Below are 15,337 nucleotides of genomic sequence, written 5' to 3'. Positions count from 1 at the left end.
AAAGCCTTCCTTTTCGGCTTATCTGATATCACAAAACAAAATCAAGATTAGAAATTGTATTGTTGATATCTTGAACGTCTTCTGGCAGTTTCCATTAGGATAATTATACTTGAGTTTCGTTACTGGCAGCAAAGTCACCCAAAACGCTTCAAAATATTTACCACTTAGGACCACAGATGAAATAAGTTGAGCCGAAATAGCACAGGATTTTGTTCCATTTACATGGCGCAAAAAAAAGTTTAATATTTTCCGGACTTTAAAGCTTCCTATAAGGGAGGTTCCGACAGAAACAAACAGTGTCAATAAAGAGACTTGTTGATCCAACTTAAATTTCCTTTTCTTTCAAGAGCATGTAATCTTTTTTTCTCTCGGGCATATACAGAACCCGATTCTCTTTTAAGGACTCTGGATATTTATTCAAACCGGTGGAGATAATGACCTGATAATTGCTGTAATATGAATCTAAATCCTCGAACTTGCTGATGCAGTTGATCAGGTTATCTAATTCAATACCGGCCGTTTCCGGTGTGTCTACCAATAAAAATCTGGGGAAAGTTATTTCTGAATCATCCAATGAAAGGTGCATCATTGTGATATAGTACATTAATCGAATTGAAACACGAGAGCTTGCTTCTTTATATTCACCATCATTGATCAAGGGGAGGTAATTCTCCAGCCGAATTCTTGCCGACCGACAATCCGGTAGAGTGTCCACCATAAGTTCATTGTATTTTTGACTAAAAGTGTGGACCTTGCTTGTGACGTCTCTTTTAGCCTGAATTCCTAATTCTTTTCTGGCCAGTTCGGCATCTTTTGCTTCGTCTCGTGCAGTGTCATATTCGTCTTGAAGTTTTTGTAATTTTTCCTCCATCTCAGAGAGTTGAACCAGATCGGAAATATTTTTCCTGACCTCGATTATTCTATCATCAATATCATTGAGGCTTTCCACATCAATAGACTCATCGATTTTATTTAAGGCGGCCTCCAGTTTCGTCCTATTTACCTGGATGACTCCTTCAATTTCTGAGACACTGGCTTTAATGTCATTAATATCCTGATTATAAGCATCATAAGCAAGTTTTATTGTTTCAAGCGTTTTGACTTTGGACTTTAAAATCTCTTTATACTCCTGAGATGTATAAAAAAAACGTTCATACTGATCTTCCTCAATAGGAGATCCACAAACACAATGGTTATCTTCTCGTTCAACTTTACTCAGACAGTATGGGCATGTATCAGCTGTAAAAAGGTTTAACTTGTCATGAGTAAAAATAATTTTCTCAATTTTATGAATTTCACTTCTTGTTTCTGTAAGGAGGCTGGCGATCTTGTATCTCTCATCGAAGGTGTTAATCTGGTGCTCTCTTTTCTGACTCAACAACAGTGCATTTTCAATAATGGTGCTCTTATAAGTTTCAATATCGGGATCTAAACTGCCGGAGACAGAACGATTATTCTTAAAGATCAGTCGTGCCCCATGTAGTTTATCAAGTTGTACTTCATTTTTCTCAATTTCAGCCTTTAAAAAACTAATATTCTTCAGCTCATCATTTTTACGCATTTGATCAGCCAGCAGTTTGTATTCCTCAACCAGCCCTTTAGCTAAAGCTTTTTTCTTTAAGAGCTTTTTTTCTTTAACAATCGAATCATAATAATCTGAATAGGATTTACCTATCAACAGCTCAAATATAGCGTTTTTCAACATCTCCGAATCTGAAACCAGCGCAGATTTATCATCGATTTTTTTGTAAATATTCTCTGGGTCTGGCTGCTGATCGTGGTACATCAATCTCATCAAATCTGTAAAATTGATCTTAAAAGTTGAGTAACCATGGTAGAACTCAACAACTGAAATCCCAAGCTTCTCAAGAATCCAGTCAGAAAAGATAAAAGGATCACTCTGCCGATTAACTGGAAGGATTTCTGTGCTGTCACCAAGGAATTGGATTTCTTTGGTTTCTACAGTATGTTCCGTTTCACTATCTACGATTTGGGTAATTTTGATCTCGTATGGGATCACGGTTATATCGTTATCACCAATGTAGCGCCTAAAAACATAATTTTGATCTGATATTGTTACGAGAAGATCAACATAATTATCTGTATCGGAAGTAATCTGAGTGTGTCGTTGGTCATTGCTTTTACGGAACACTTTTACTTCTCCGCCTAGTGCGAAATAGATCAAATTGCACAGGGTGCTTTTTCCAGTGCCGTTGTCCCCTTCGATTAAAACAATATTTTTATCAAAATCCTCAGACTCGAAATAATAGTTTTTGCCAGAATATATGATTTTATTTATTCTCAAATAGCCCATGTTTTCACTCCATTATTTTCATAGATCCTTTCCAACATGGTTCCCAGTTTTAATGACTTCAACCTGGTAATGCTTTTCTTAATTTTTTTTGCAATTTCATATTCCGTTGAAAATATGTCTTTATTAAAAAAACTTTCCGGGATTGCTGCTTTATTAAGGGATACATCTATTTCTGAAATAGTTTTACCACGCTCCAATATTAAGAAACCCTTCTTTTCCAATGTAAAAATAAGCTTTAAAATTTCACTTCGTCTCATGAGACCGTTAGAATAGCTGTTAAACAAGCACTCTTTATCAAATGGATTTAAAGATTTTCTTTGAGAATTGGAAAGGATATAAACCAGTTTTTCATCATTGAGGATATCGATAAGAAATGCAAGTTTCCTATAATCCCTGAATTTTTTCCCCGATGAACAGCCCAAAGAATCTAAAATTATGAAAATTGAATAGCAGAATAAATAAAAATCCTCACCAGACAAATACATTAACCGTTTTTTTATTTCATTATTTTTCATGTTCAAGCTCATCGAATGCAAAAAAACAACTGTCAAATAAATCCAAAATGATCCCCTCAATTATCTTGCTGTTCGATACCGAATATTGATAATCCTTTTTCAGTTCTTCAATACTCTTGACCGATTCCGAAAGCAATTCTTTTATAAGACGGTTCAGATCATCCCCATTCTCAGGCGGGGTATAATCTTCTTCAAAAAAATAATCACTGCATGCTTCATGAACACGATACTTCAAAGACAAAAATGTTTTATTGGAAGATGACTGTTCTGTTTTAGAGCGGCATGCTTTCTTAGCAAGATGCCTTATTTTTCTTTCTGGATAATCATCTATAATAGCCTGAATCTTTTCTTTTAAATTTCTTTTATCCGTTATTTCTTCCTCAAGTTCATTGTAGTGCCTCCAGGTTGGATCCATGTTCAATTCAGCGACCTCGGACCTCGCTTCTGCGAAAATCAGTTTTACATCAGAACTGTGTACCAATCTGTCCAGCAGGCTTTCTTTGTTTTGTTTCTCATCCAGTTTTTCCATAAGGGAACTGAAAATAATTGACTCTTTACCAATGTGGGCTGAACTGTGCAAAGTTGAGGCTTCAATATCTTTCAATACTGTCTGTTTTAGATCTTCCTCATTTTCCTCACCAAAATACCATTTTATCCGCATCAAAAAATCAATAAAATCTTTCTCAGACATATTTTTGAGGCTTTCAAGGAACCCATCGTATGGTTTTCCTTTGTATTGTTCAATATACTCTTCAATCAATATGGCCTTAACCAACCTGGTAGTCGCTCCATTAATTTTTTTACCCGAAGATAAAAGCGAAAGGATAGATGTTTCAGGCAGGTCAATTTCAGTTCCATCATTAAGCTTGTTCTTGCGTTCTTTTCCTATTGCCCGAGTCGTATAAAATCCAAGATAGACGTTCTTACTATTCTTAAATTGCCCAAGGTAAATATCAAAAAAGCTAACAAGGGTGTTCTTTACGGGTGGGCTGAAAATGGTAAAGTTTCCACATAAATCATAATTTTTATCTTCTTCGAAATAATTTGTTTCAACACCATTTTCAACCGTCTGGTGGGATACATCTTCTACATTTTCGACAGCCGTAAAAAATACTGCATCAGCATCATTTTTAATGCTGTTCAACATCAGTTTGATGGCTCTGATTTTTTGGAGCCTAAACCCTTTTGAAGTATCTGCAGCTTCCCTGTTAATTGTTTCAGAAGTCATTGATTATGAAAATCCATTTAAAAAAAACGATAACTCCATTGAACTTGCCTAATTCACTCCCTTTAAAAAAATAAGAAACGAATCTTAATCAGATAAAAGATTATTCGGTTGATAGTCTGTCATAAATTAAGCAGTAAATTCAAAATTAAAATTATCTGGAGATTATCCATCCTTATGTAAAATTGCAACAGGCAATATATATTTTGATGATTGGGACTCATTCTTAAACTGGTATGATACACTGACTGAGAGTCAAGTTTACTTGCATGATAATGACTACGGCTCTTAACGGAAAACCGTTTCGATTTGCATCGGTATCTTTGATTTCAAACCCCGTGCTATGTCTATAACGAAATTCTCCTCAATGATGGATTTGAAGGTCCGGACTATTGGCAAAAGTCCGCAGTCTTCTTCTGACAAAAGGTCATGCCACCATGAATCACAAGGTCTAAGCCATCCTTTATTTTTTTCAATTCGTTTGCTAAGCTTTATTATTTTATTCCTTTAATATTTTTTCAGCCTGTTCCGTGGTTAAATCCCTATAATATTCTTCAAGATCAGTACCTGCTGGCCAAATTGTAATTGATTTTTCAAGGCCGATCATTCCAAGATTTTTTTTAACACTCTTGTGATTCTGCTGTTGTAATTCATTTTTGGATTTTCCTTAGTTAAGCAATAGCCTTTCTTCCAAGACTTTTAACCGACCCTCTATCTCTTCAATCTCAAGGATTTTCATTTCTTTTCAGGGGCATTGGCGAGGCACACATGGCCGTGCTTTTCCTGGTTTGCCGTCAAAATATGCCTTTCCATAACATTTGCCGGTTCTTTTGCAGCAAGCAGGGCAGGTCCCTATTTCTGGTGTCTTTTTCTTGCGATTATCTGTCCAGGGGATAACCCCTTTTTGATTTGGATCTACCCCGCAGTGGTACCATAATCCTGCTGGGCATTCAGTAAGATCAAAAATCCATTGGTTATTTCTGGTACATACCTGATGAAGTTCTTTCACAGAGAGGAGACGGCAAGGTTGTGTCATTGATAATGATCATTGTGAAACGTACCGGTTTTGGACGCACTTTTTTTCCCATGAAGATTTAAAAAATATTTTAAAAGAAAACCATTTCGGGCTCATTGAATTTTATGAAAATGTTCTGCCTGAAAGTGACACATGGAATGGGCACAATGTGACGTTCTGTATAACTTCAAAAAACACATGAGCCAATAGCTCAGAAGCATCATTTATTTGAATTAAAAAAAGTAAATCCCTTCTTAACCGGAAGGGATTTATATACAGGCTAACAGGATACAATCCCGTCAAAAAAATCAGTCCAGGTCCAATACTTCTTTGCACTTGTTACATTTTACAGCGCCTCGAAAAACCTTATTCCCGCATCCGGGGCAAAAATAACGGGCTTCTTCATCTTCTACCCATTTTTTTGTTCCATATTTTCTTCTGTATGGAACAGACCTTAAAATAACTTTTTTGCCGACAGCCATTGAAAAATTTTCAATGTATTTACATGGAAATTCATCACACTGGTGACATCCGCTATATCCTTTTTCTTTAACACAATCTCTTATTTCACACTGTTTGCAGTGCATGAAAAGATTATCAGACAGGCACCCACTGCATTTAATATCATTTGTTGTAAGATTCCGGCTGTTGGGCAGTGTCCCTTTTCCGGGAACACCTCCTTGGTACAGCTTGACAAGTCTTTCTTTGAATTTTTCGTTGTTGTCGCGATCAGCTATGTGAATTGCACAGACGCCACAGTAAAGTCCGCATGGTGAAACAAAATTCGGATTTATTGTCATACCTTAAAACCTCCCTTTTATACGATTTTTTCCTATTTAAAGTGTATCCTGTTCACAGAATCCAACCATATCCCCGATTTATGATCATTGCAGAGTTTTCCGGTCCATGGCAGTTTATGAGAGCTTGGGATCTGAAATGATTCTGTATAGGTTGTTTTGAAAATTACTTTTAACAACATCAACAAAATCAAAATTTGATGGAGAGATTGATTTGTAAACAGCTGACAACTTCTTCAATTCATCCATTTCCTTCAAATAGCTTCCCAGTTTAGTCGGTATTTCCCCGTCATCTTTTTTTCTTACAAATATTGGTTTTTCAGGATCAATCCAGCCCTTTTCCAGGTAGGCAGGCAAAATATGTTTGCATCGGCAGCGGTTCGAACTATTGAACAAAGCACAATTATTTAGCAGAAAGTCTTTAATTCGAGACCTGGCCCTTGACAGTCGCTTCCGATATGCGGCCGGTGTAATATCTAATATCTGCGCTCCCTCTTGACTGCTGACTTCCATCACTACGCCTAATATGAAAGCCAGTCTGTGAGAACGGTCCAGGCACAGCAGCAATGCATGTGTGCAAACGGATCGTGTCTCCGCCTCAAGATAGGGTTCCGGTATTTCCCGAGGTTTTGAAAACCATCCTTTGGCTTCATATCTGTCAAGAATTCCTTCCAGGTTATCAATGTTAGACATTTTTTTTTCTGCATATGATTTGCGAACATTTTTTAATTTATTGACAGCAATTCGCATTGCCCATGCTCTAAAAGGTCCTTTGTGGCGATACCCATGCAAATTGGTAATAATTGTAATCAATATCTCCTGGGCAGTATCTTCGGCATCCTCCGGATTAAACAGCATCCTCAGTGACAGTGAATAAACAGGTTTTTGTATTCGGCGGATTATTTCTTCCAAAGCATTTTTAGATCCCCGGACGGCTTCTGAGACGAGTTGTTCTATTTTTTTATGGTTTTTCATGTTACCTTTTTATCTGTTCAATTATCAGATCCCACATACCAGCCTGATTTTAAAATACCAGGTTGAAGATTATTGGATTCATTTCTTGCCGCTCTAATAATATTGAGCAATTTTTCTACCTGTTGTGACTGAAAAATTTATTTTTAAATAATCTAATTGGATAACGTACTGATTTTTATTAACAAAAAAAATAAAAAAAATCATATGGTTTAACCAAATCAGCAAAGATAATTATGTGTAATCTGGATTTTTGAAATACCTTTACACCTTTCATGAATGTTGTTATGGATTTTTCCGACAAAAATTTCAAAAAATAATGCTGATACAATATCATTCAGATCTGCATGGCATGCTGTCAGGCATATTCAATTATTAAAAAATAATGATGATCCGGCCTGAAGAGTGAACCGGAAAATAAATATAAGGACGAACGTATGACAAATAGTCCAGAAAAAAAAATAAAGTTTGCAAAATCAAAATTTTTTCAAAACTCTGATAAAAAGCTTACCCGGTTCGGCCTGGGCGGGGAAGGTATTCTTCGGACAACAGGACAAAAAGACCAGGCGCAGGCTTTTATTAAGTAGGCTTATGAACATGTTATCACCTATTTTGATTCAGCTCGGGTATATATGGACAGTGAAATCTCTTACGGGAATTAAATGATTTAAAACAAATTGATTCAAATTTTCGATCAATCGCTAATTCAATGAAAATAAAATACTGATTTAGTAAATGAAATGCAAACGGAAAGCAATACAAGAAAAAGATTAATAAAAGCCTGAATTTTTGGTATAAGAATTTTTTAGAATCAGTAACGAATATCAAAAAAACAATGGGAGCGACAACTTAAATGATGAAGCCTGCAAACTTTAAAACCATCACAAAATTTTTTCTGATATGGGCGGTTCTTTTTTTTATATCCGGATGCGGCACGGCCTACTATGCCACCATGGAGAAATTGGGCAAGGAAAAACGGCATATTTTAATTGATAATGTTGAAGATGTTCAGGAAAGTCAGACAAAAGCCAGGGAAGAGTTTAAAGACGCATTGACAAAGATCAAGGAACTTTATTCCTTTGACGGCGGAGACCTGGAGGCTTTTTATAATAATCTCAAGGACAGCTATGAGGAATGCGATTCCAGGGCTGATCAGATTGAAAATCGGATCAATGATGTGGAGCAGGTTGCCGGGGATCTGTTCAAAGAATGGGAACAGGAGATCACACAGATCAATGATGCCAGGCTGAAAAACAGCAGCAAACGATCGCTTCGGGATGCAAAAACAAAATATCAAAAACTTGAAACAATTATGAATACATCCACCAAAGGGATGTACCCGGTTCTGGACAAGCTCAAAGATTATGTTCTTTATCTGAAACACAATCTCAATGCAAAAGCGGTCGGGTCTTTAAGTTCCGAAGTGGTTTCCATTGAAACGGATGTGACAAGGCTTATCAAGGATATGACGGCGTCCATAGAAGAAGCACAAAATTTTATTAAGAATTTTTAAAATCCTATTGCTATTGGAGAGCTTACGATGAAGGTGGATGGAAAAGATATGAGACCTATCTGGTTTGACAAGAAATCTGAAACGGTTCAAGTCATTGACCAGCGATTTTTGCCCCATGAATTGATCATAAAAGATTTGAACACCGTTGATGACACCATCTACGCCATCAAAGAAATGGTGGTCAGAGGCGCTCCTTTGATTGGTGCCACCGGGGCATTGGGGGTGTATATCAGCCTTACCCAGGAAAACAACAAAGGTGCTGATAACGACTACCTGAAGTCGGAATGCAAACGGCTCAAGAATGCCCGGCCCACGGCCATGAATCTTTTCTGGGGGGTTGACCGGGTGTTGTCTGCGGCATTACAGCAAGCCGATTATGGGGCCAGGATAAAGGCAGCATTTGATGAAGCCCTTGCCGTTATTGAGGAAGAGGCAATCAATTGTCAAAAAATCGGTGAGTATGGCCTTAGCATTATTGAAAACATCAGCAAAATGAAAAATGGGGAACCGGTCAATATTCTGACCCACTGCAATGCCGGATGGCTTGCATGCATTGAATATGGCACGGCCACAGCCCCCGTTTATACGGCCTTTGACAATGGCATTGATGTCCATGTCTGGGTGGATGAGACACGGCCCTTAAACCAGGGTTCCCGTCTTACGGCCTGGGAATTGGGCAAACACGGGGTAAACCATACTGTTATCACGGACAATGCCGGGGGGCATATCATGCAGCACGGCATGGTGGATCTGGTTATCGTGGGAACTGACCGAACCACCCGGGCCGGGGATGTGGCCAATAAAATCGGGACCTATTTAAAAGCCCTTGCCGCCAAAGACAATGACATCCCCTTTTATGTGGCACTTCCATCCTCCACCTTTGACTGGGACATCACGGACGGGATTGCCGACATTCCCATAGAAGAAAGAGATCCCGATGAAATCAGATATGTGCAGGGACTTTGCCATGGAAAAATTAAAAGAGTTCTGATTCCTCCCGAGACCAGTTCGGCTGCAAATCACGCCTTTGATGTGACCCCTGCAAGGCTGGTCACAGGGTTTATCACGGAAAGAGGCGTATGCCGGGCAACACAACAGGACATCCTGTCTTTGTTTCCTGACAAGAAAAAATAATAATTTAAAAAAATAACAAGATCTTGACAATATGCTGAAAAAAAGTTCACATTGTTTTTTTTATATTAACCTTGAAAAATGAAAGCCATAAAATCGCTTATGCTGACAGATTTGGAAAAAAAAATAATAGCCCTGCTGCAAACCGATATTCCGGTTGTCAAGCGGCCGTTTCTTGAAATGGCCCAACAGATCGGCATCACCGAAGATCAGTTTTTAAGTGTGTTAAAAGATCTCAATGATCAAGGGATGATCCGGCGCTTTGGTGCCACACTAAAGCACCAGAAATCCGGGTTTAAAGCAAATGCCATGGTGGCATGGAAAGTGGACGAAGACCGGGTGGAAAAAACCGGGAATATTATGGCCACATTTCAGGAAATCACCCATTGCTATAGAAGAAATCCCGCTCCAGGATGGAAATACAATCTGTATACCATGGTTCATGCCGCAGATGAAGATGAGTGTTATGCCATTGCCAGAAAGATTTCCAAAGCCACGGGAGAAGATGAGTATGAGTTGCTGTTCAGCAGACAGGAACTTAAAAAAACATCCATGAGATATTTTGAAGACTGATTCCCCCCACATTCTGTGTGTAAACCCCTGGATTCATGATTTTGCCGCCTTTGATTTCTGGGCAAAACCTTTGGGGCTTTTAACCCTTGCCGCCATCATGCGTGAAAAAGGGATAACAGTGAGTTACATTGACTGCCTTGACAGGTTTCATCCCAGGGAACCCAGTCAGATGAAAGTGCTTTGGGACGGCAGGGGGCCGTTTCGGAAAACTCAAATTGATTTGCCCCAGGGGCTTGAAAACACAGGTAAAAAGTTTTCCCGCTATGGCATCAAACCCCAATGGTTTAAAGAGGATCTGGAGCAGATAAACAAACCTGATATTATTTTTGTCACTTCCCTGATGACCTATTGGGCTTCAGGGGTTCAAGAGACCATAGAAGCAGTCAAAGAGGTTTATCCTGATATACCGGTTGTTTTAGGGGGAATCTATGCAAGCCTCTGCCATGATCATGCAGCCAAAAACACCTTGGCAGACCTTGTGATAAAAGGCCCTGGCGAGCATCAATTGAAAAATATTATCCAAAAGTTTACAGGGTTTGAACTGGATGCCGGCAATTTGCCTGATGTTAATATACCTGATGTTGAGATATCCGGTGTGTCTGATGTGCCTGGTATATCTAATAGAGTGAATGACCTGGATGACTTGCCCTTTCCTGCTCTTGATCTTCAAAATAAAATTGTCTACGCACCTGTTTTAACATCAAGGGGATGCCCTTTTTCCTGCGAATACTGCGCCTCCTCATACCTGGAGCCAAAGCTTAGGCGACGATCTCCTGAAAATGTGTTCAAAGAGATAGAACACTGGCATTACAGCCATGGGGTTAAAAATTTTGCCTTTTATGATGATGCCCTGCTGGTGAATGCCGGAAAATATGCATTTTTGTTGTTTGAAAAGATCATCGCATCAAAAATGGATCTCTTTTTTCATACCCCCAATGCCCTCCATATCCGGGAAATTACAAGAAAGGCTGCAGATTTAATGTTTGAAGCCGGTTTTAAAACCATCCGCCTGGGTCTTGAAACCACTGATTTCTCAGCAGATCGAAGCCATGATGTAAAAGTTGCGGAAAATGAATTTTTTAATGCAATTGCCCATCTCAAGGCTGCCGGTTTTGAGGAAAAACAGATCGGGGCCTATTTGCTGTGCGGTTTGCCCGGACAAAATCTGGATGATGTGGAAGCCTCTGTTCAGGTTGTCAAACATGCTGGGATAATTCCTGTGCTTGCCTACTATACTCCCATTCCCCACACCCCCATGTGGTCGGATGCAGTCAAACAATCAAAATTTAATCTTTTGGAACATCCTGTTTTTACTAATAATACGCTTTTTCCCTGCGTAAATTCAAGCCGTGATCTTGCGCGTATTTCCCAATTGAAAAATTCATAGATTTAAGATATAACCCTCCTGGTTTGTTAGGATTTTGTTGGAGTTTTGTTAGCAACAATAGTTGTAACTGCCACGGGCACTGCCTGACAGTGTATCCGGGTTTGCTTACAATAAGATATGAGGGTCTTTGTTTGATTTTTTCAAGACTTTCATAGAAAAAATAAACAAAGAGGAAAGAAATTGAACATAACAGGCATAATAATTCAAACCCTTGGCGGACTTGGCCTCTTCATTCTTGGAATGAAGATGATGACAGAAGGCCTTCAGGCTACGGCAGGTCAGAAAATCAGACGAATTCTGGAAGCAATCTCTTCCAACAGATTTATGGGATGCGCAACTGGTGCGGGGGTTACGGCCATGGTTCAATCGTCATCCGCCACTACCGTAATGTTGATCGGGTTTGCCAGTGCCGGCATTATGTCTCTTGAGCAGACCGTGGGAGTGATCATTGGTGCCAATGTCGGGACCACCATTACCGGGCAGATGATCGCATTTGAGCTGACGGCAGCAGCTTTGCCTGCCATTGCCCTTGGTGTGGGCCTGAAATATTTTTCAAAAAAAAGAAACTACAGATATATCGGTGACATTATTTTAGGTTTTGGACTGCTTTTTTATGGCATGACCGTCATGAAAAATGGTCTGGCACCCATAAAAACCGATCCGCAGTTTATTGAATTTTTTACAACATTCAGTACGGACAGTATCGGCGGTATTCTGCTGTGTGTCTTTATGGGCACAGTTCTGACGGTTGCCGTTCAATCTTCTTCAGCCACGGTTGGATTGACGATGACCCTTGCTTCATCCGGGCTCTTAGGCTATCCGACCGCCCTTGCCCTTGTTCTCGGCGAAAATATCGGCACCACAGTGACAGCACAATTATCCACCATCGGCTCAAACAATACCGAGGCCCATAGAACTGCCAATGCCCATACTATTTTCAACGTCATAGGGGTGGGCATTATTTTACTGATTTTTCCTTGGTTTGTTGATGTGGTTGAAATCATTACATTAAAACTGGGGGCCGGCGCTGTAAGCCATACCGTAAATAATGAATATGTGAATGTTTCAAGATACATTGCCAACGGCCATACTATTTTTAATGTTATCAATGCCATGGTGTTCCTTATTTTTCTTCCTAAACTTATTCAACTGACAATTTTAATATCTCCTAAGCCTTCTAAATCATATGAAAGATACAGGCTGCCTGAATTTGATTCCGGTTTTATTGATTCACCCATTGGTGCGCTTGCAAAAGTTAAGGGTGAAATCATCAAAACCATGGAGTTTGCCCACATGAACCTAAAAAAAACATCCACCTGCCTCAAAGTACGGGACGATGACATACTCGGGGAAAGAGACGCCATTGAAGACCATCTGGATGACTCTCAGAAAGTGATTATCAAATATTTGACCACAATTTATCAAGGAGAGGTCAATGAACCCGAAGCCAAAGAGATATCTGAATTAATGAGAATCACCAATAATATCGAAAGATTGGGAGATTCCATGGAAAATGTATCTAAAATACTTGAAAGAATATATGATAATAAATTTGAATTCAGTGAAAAAGCTAAACAGGATCTTGTGGATATATCAGAACAGGTGGATATCTTTTTAGGTTTCATCATTGATGAGTTTCAGGAGAAAACCGAAGGATTTTATCAAAAAGCACTGGCCATGGAAGATTTGATTGACCAGATGCGTGAGAATATGAGATATCAGCATATAGAAAGATTAAGAGCAGGAGAATGCTCGGTGGATGTCGGAGTTTTCTTTATTGCCCTTGTTTCAAATTATGAAAAAATGGGGGATTACTGTTATAACATCGCCACGGGTGTAAACAGAATTATTTAAAATATGATAGTATTTGACCTGAAATGTTTAAACGGTCATGCCTTTGAAGGGTGGTTTGAAGACAAAAAGGATCTGGACCAGCAACTGGAACAGGGTCTTTTGGCCTGTCCGGTTTGCGGCACCACATCAGTTGTCCAAAAACTTCATCCCATAGCCATTAGAAAATCTTCCCATACGGAAACCAAAAGAGCCTTGCAGGCAAGCCGGGAAGTTGTGTCCGAACTGACCGAAAAGGTGGCTGAATATGTTGAAAAAAATTTTGAGGACGTGGGAACAGATTTTACAAAGCAGGCTTTGAAAATGCATTATGGAGCAGAAGAACACAGGAATATCAAAGGGACAACAACAAAAGAAGAAGATAAGGTACTTGCCAAGGAAGGTGTGCCCGTGTTCAAGGTTCCGGTGACTAAAAAATCAAAAGATGATTTGAATTAAGGAGCTGCCTGAAATTCTGGTTTCAATTTTTTCGTGATCAATACAACTTTGTGGTATATGCATGGCAACCTCTTATGGAGGGGGCAGTCAAGTCGGAAGTATTTTAAATAAAATATTGTAAAAAGGCCTTGAAACTTATAGGAAATTTTTTATCGCATTAAAAAATGAGTTTTTTTTGATTTTTGGTGTCATTATATAAGAAGATTAAAAAAGTTAGAAGATTAAAAAAGTTTTTTTAAATTTAACAGGAGATTCTATTTATGAAAAAAATTATTTTTACGGTTTTAAGCATGATGATATTGACAATGATGTTTTCCTGCGCCGGCATGCAAACCAGGCAGGAACGAGGTACTGCTGTCGGAGCAGGAGTTGGTGCAGGAGTCGGTGCCATTCTCGGCCAGGCCATTGGTAATGATACGGAATCCACCCTGATTGGGGCAGGAATAGGCGCTGCTATTGGAGGACTTGCGGGGAACCAGATCGGCCGTTATATGGATATGCAGGAACAGGACTTGAGAAGTGCCCTGGCAGCTTCTGAAAGCGCGGCCATTTCAAGAGATCAGGATATTTTAAGAGCTACCTTTAAAAGTGAAGCTTTTTTTGATTTTGATTCAAGCAGGCTTAAACCCGGTGCTTATGAAGAGCTTAACAGGGTATCAGATGTCTTGAATAGATATCCCAGGACAACCATAGAAATCGGTGGGCATACTGATACCAGGGGTTCGGAAGAATATAACCGGATGCTTTCCTTAAAAAGAGCGGAGGCCGTGAAAACACAATTGATACAAAATGGCATTTCTCCTGAAAGAATGAGGGCGGTTGGATATGGTGAAAATCGTCCCATATCATCAAATCATGCTGTAAACAGGCGGGTTGAAATCATTATTGTTCCCATACGACAAGGCTAATTTAAGTCAAGGTGATCCTAAGACAAAGCCATGTTTAAGTATAAATAACTATTTAATTAATTCTGAATAATTTTAATGTTTATCTGCTGGTTTCACGGGCAGTCATTCACATAAATGACTGCCCGGTCGTTATTTGATACCATGAATAATGTCTATGCAAGTATCCATAATGGGTGTAGGATATTCTATAATTATACAAATTTTGTTAAAATGCTTGTGTTTGGCATTTGATATAAAAATCAATTTGTTATCATTTTGTCTCCTCTGGTATTTTTTATGCATTGATTCTTGTGAAAAGATGTTTCATATCATCTGCTCAAATGAGGATAGAATCGTATGCAACCCCAAACCCTTCAGCAACGCATTGTAATTTTCATTCTAATACCCGTGCTTTTTATTCTGGCCGGGATGGGCCAATTTTTCATACAAGAATATTGAGATTTGCGCTTGTTTCGTTATTGCGATAAAACCTGAGGGGACTATTTTGATATTATCGAATTTTTGGATGATTCTGGAAAAAAATGTTGAAAAAGTGATTCAGGAATCAATTTTACTTTCATCATAAGAGATTGTAAACTCAATTATATTTGAAACGGAAAAATTTCGCGGTGAAATCCGGCAGAATGGTGATATCACGTTGTTGGTTCTTAAATTCCTATAAAAGTTTTTATAAAAAATGTTCGCCATGCCTCATAAAG

At 38.9% G+C, this 15,337-nt stretch carries 13 protein-coding genes; 8 read left to right on the top strand and 5 right to left on the bottom strand.

What is annotated here, in order from left to right; all coding sequences use genetic code 11:
• Positions 1-325: 325 nt before the first annotated feature.
• The 5 genes from TOL2_RS22485 to TOL2_RS22460 all read right to left on the bottom strand — a co-directional run bounded on the left by TOL2_RS22485 (position 326) and on the right by TOL2_RS22460 (position 6,841).
• A complete protein-coding gene (locus TOL2_RS22485) occupies positions 326-2,314 on the bottom strand; it encodes an AAA family ATPase (protein WP_041279688.1) in 1,989 nt (662 codons plus the stop codon).
• Entirely contained in the window at positions 2,302-2,829 is a 528-nt protein-coding gene (locus TOL2_RS22480) for a hypothetical protein (protein ID WP_014959581.1), read from the bottom strand. The genes TOL2_RS22485 and TOL2_RS22480 overlap by 13 nt, the downstream gene beginning before the upstream one ends.
• Complete coding sequence (locus TOL2_RS22475) at positions 2,819-4,057, bottom strand: hypothetical protein (protein WP_041279687.1); 1,239 nt, start codon at positions 4,055-4,057, stop codon at positions 2,819-2,821. The genes TOL2_RS22480 and TOL2_RS22475 overlap by 11 nt, the downstream gene beginning before the upstream one ends.
• A 1,320-nt stretch (positions 4,058-5,377) precedes the next feature.
• A complete protein-coding gene (locus tag TOL2_RS22465) occupies positions 5,378-5,869 on the bottom strand; it encodes a DUF3795 domain-containing protein (protein WP_014959578.1) in 492 nt (163 codons plus the stop codon).
• Positions 5,870-5,983: 114 nt separating this feature from the next.
• Complete coding sequence (locus TOL2_RS22460) at positions 5,984-6,841, bottom strand: RNA polymerase sigma factor (RefSeq protein WP_014959577.1); 858 nt, start codon at positions 6,839-6,841, stop codon at positions 5,984-5,986.
• 434 nt (positions 6,842-7,275) lie between these two features.
• Here TOL2_RS22460 and TOL2_RS25060 point away from each other — a divergent pair, with 434 nt between their 5' ends.
• From TOL2_RS25060 to TOL2_RS22425, 8 genes are all read left to right on the top strand, one after another.
• Positions 7,276-7,425: a hypothetical protein gene (locus TOL2_RS25060; RefSeq protein ID WP_158406163.1), complete on the top strand. Its 150-nt coding sequence runs from the start codon at positions 7,276-7,278 to the stop codon at positions 7,423-7,425.
• 266 nt (positions 7,426-7,691) lie between these two features.
• Positions 7,692-8,351, top strand: a complete 660-nt coding sequence (locus TOL2_RS22455) for a DUF2959 domain-containing protein (RefSeq protein ID WP_014959576.1) — start codon at positions 7,692-7,694, stop codon at positions 8,349-8,351.
• A 27-nt stretch (positions 8,352-8,378) separates the two neighbouring features.
• Positions 8,379-9,485 carry an S-methyl-5-thioribose-1-phosphate isomerase gene (gene mtnA / locus TOL2_RS22450; RefSeq protein WP_014959575.1) on the top strand — a complete coding sequence of 369 codons (1,107 nt, stop codon included), beginning with the start codon at positions 8,379-8,381 and terminating at the stop codon, positions 9,483-9,485.
• A gap of 99 nt (positions 9,486-9,584) precedes the next feature.
• Entirely contained in the window at positions 9,585-10,055 is a 471-nt protein-coding gene (gene ahbB, locus TOL2_RS22445) for a siroheme decarboxylase subunit beta (protein ID WP_014959574.1), read from the top strand.
• Positions 10,045-11,442: a B12-binding domain-containing radical SAM protein gene (locus TOL2_RS22440; protein WP_014959573.1), complete on the top strand. Its 1,398-nt coding sequence runs from the start codon at positions 10,045-10,047 to the stop codon at positions 11,440-11,442. Before ahbB ends, TOL2_RS22440 begins: the two co-directional genes overlap by 11 nt.
• Before the next feature lie 180 nt (positions 11,443-11,622).
• Positions 11,623-13,296: a Na/Pi cotransporter family protein gene (locus TOL2_RS22435; RefSeq protein WP_014959572.1), complete on the top strand. Its 1,674-nt coding sequence runs from the start codon at positions 11,623-11,625 to the stop codon at positions 13,294-13,296.
• Between the two features lie 3 nt (positions 13,297-13,299).
• Positions 13,300-13,731: a DUF1178 family protein gene (locus TOL2_RS22430; protein WP_014959571.1), complete on the top strand. Its 432-nt coding sequence runs from the start codon at positions 13,300-13,302 to the stop codon at positions 13,729-13,731.
• A gap of 260 nt (positions 13,732-13,991) precedes the next feature.
• Positions 13,992-14,639 (top strand): OmpA family protein, encoded by a 648-nt coding sequence (locus tag TOL2_RS22425; RefSeq protein WP_014959570.1) that lies wholly within the window; start codon positions 13,992-13,994, stop codon positions 14,637-14,639.
• Positions 14,640-15,337: the final 698 nt, after the last annotated feature.

It is taken from the genome of Desulfobacula toluolica Tol2, assembly GCF_000307105.1.
GTDB classification, from domain to species: domain Bacteria; phylum Desulfobacterota; class Desulfobacteria; order Desulfobacterales; family Desulfobacteraceae; genus Desulfobacula; species Desulfobacula toluolica.
The sequence above is the reverse complement of the archived record's forward strand: the minus strand, read 5'-3'. Positions and strand labels throughout refer to the sequence as shown.

Coding starts and splice junctions, on each gene's coding strand:
- TOL2_RS22485 (WP_041279688.1), bottom strand. CDS start 2,314: ATGGGCTATTTGAGAATAAATAAAATCATATATTCTGGCAAAAACTAT.
- TOL2_RS22480 (WP_014959581.1), bottom strand. CDS start 2,829: ATGAAAAATAATGAAATAAAAAAACGGTTAATGTATTTGTCTGGTGAG.
- TOL2_RS22475 (WP_041279687.1), bottom strand. CDS start 4,057: ATGACTTCTGAAACAATTAACAGGGAAGCTGCAGATACTTCAAAAGGG.
- TOL2_RS22465 (WP_014959578.1), bottom strand. CDS start 5,869: ATGACAATAAATCCGAATTTTGTTTCACCATGCGGACTTTACTGTGGC.
- TOL2_RS22460 (WP_014959577.1), bottom strand. CDS start 6,841: ATGAAAAACCATAAAAAAATAGAACAACTCGTCTCAGAAGCCGTCCGG.
- TOL2_RS25060 (WP_158406163.1), top strand. CDS start 7,276: ATGACAAATAGTCCAGAAAAAAAAATAAAGTTTGCAAAATCAAAATTT.
- TOL2_RS22455 (WP_014959576.1), top strand. CDS start 7,692: ATGATGAAGCCTGCAAACTTTAAAACCATCACAAAATTTTTTCTGATA.
- mtnA (WP_014959575.1), top strand. CDS start 8,379: ATGAAGGTGGATGGAAAAGATATGAGACCTATCTGGTTTGACAAGAAA.
- ahbB (WP_014959574.1), top strand. CDS start 9,585: ATGCTGACAGATTTGGAAAAAAAAATAATAGCCCTGCTGCAAACCGAT.
- TOL2_RS22430 (WP_014959571.1), top strand. CDS start 13,300: ATGATAGTATTTGACCTGAAATGTTTAAACGGTCATGCCTTTGAAGGG.
- TOL2_RS22425 (WP_014959570.1), top strand. CDS start 13,992: ATGAAAAAAATTATTTTTACGGTTTTAAGCATGATGATATTGACAATG.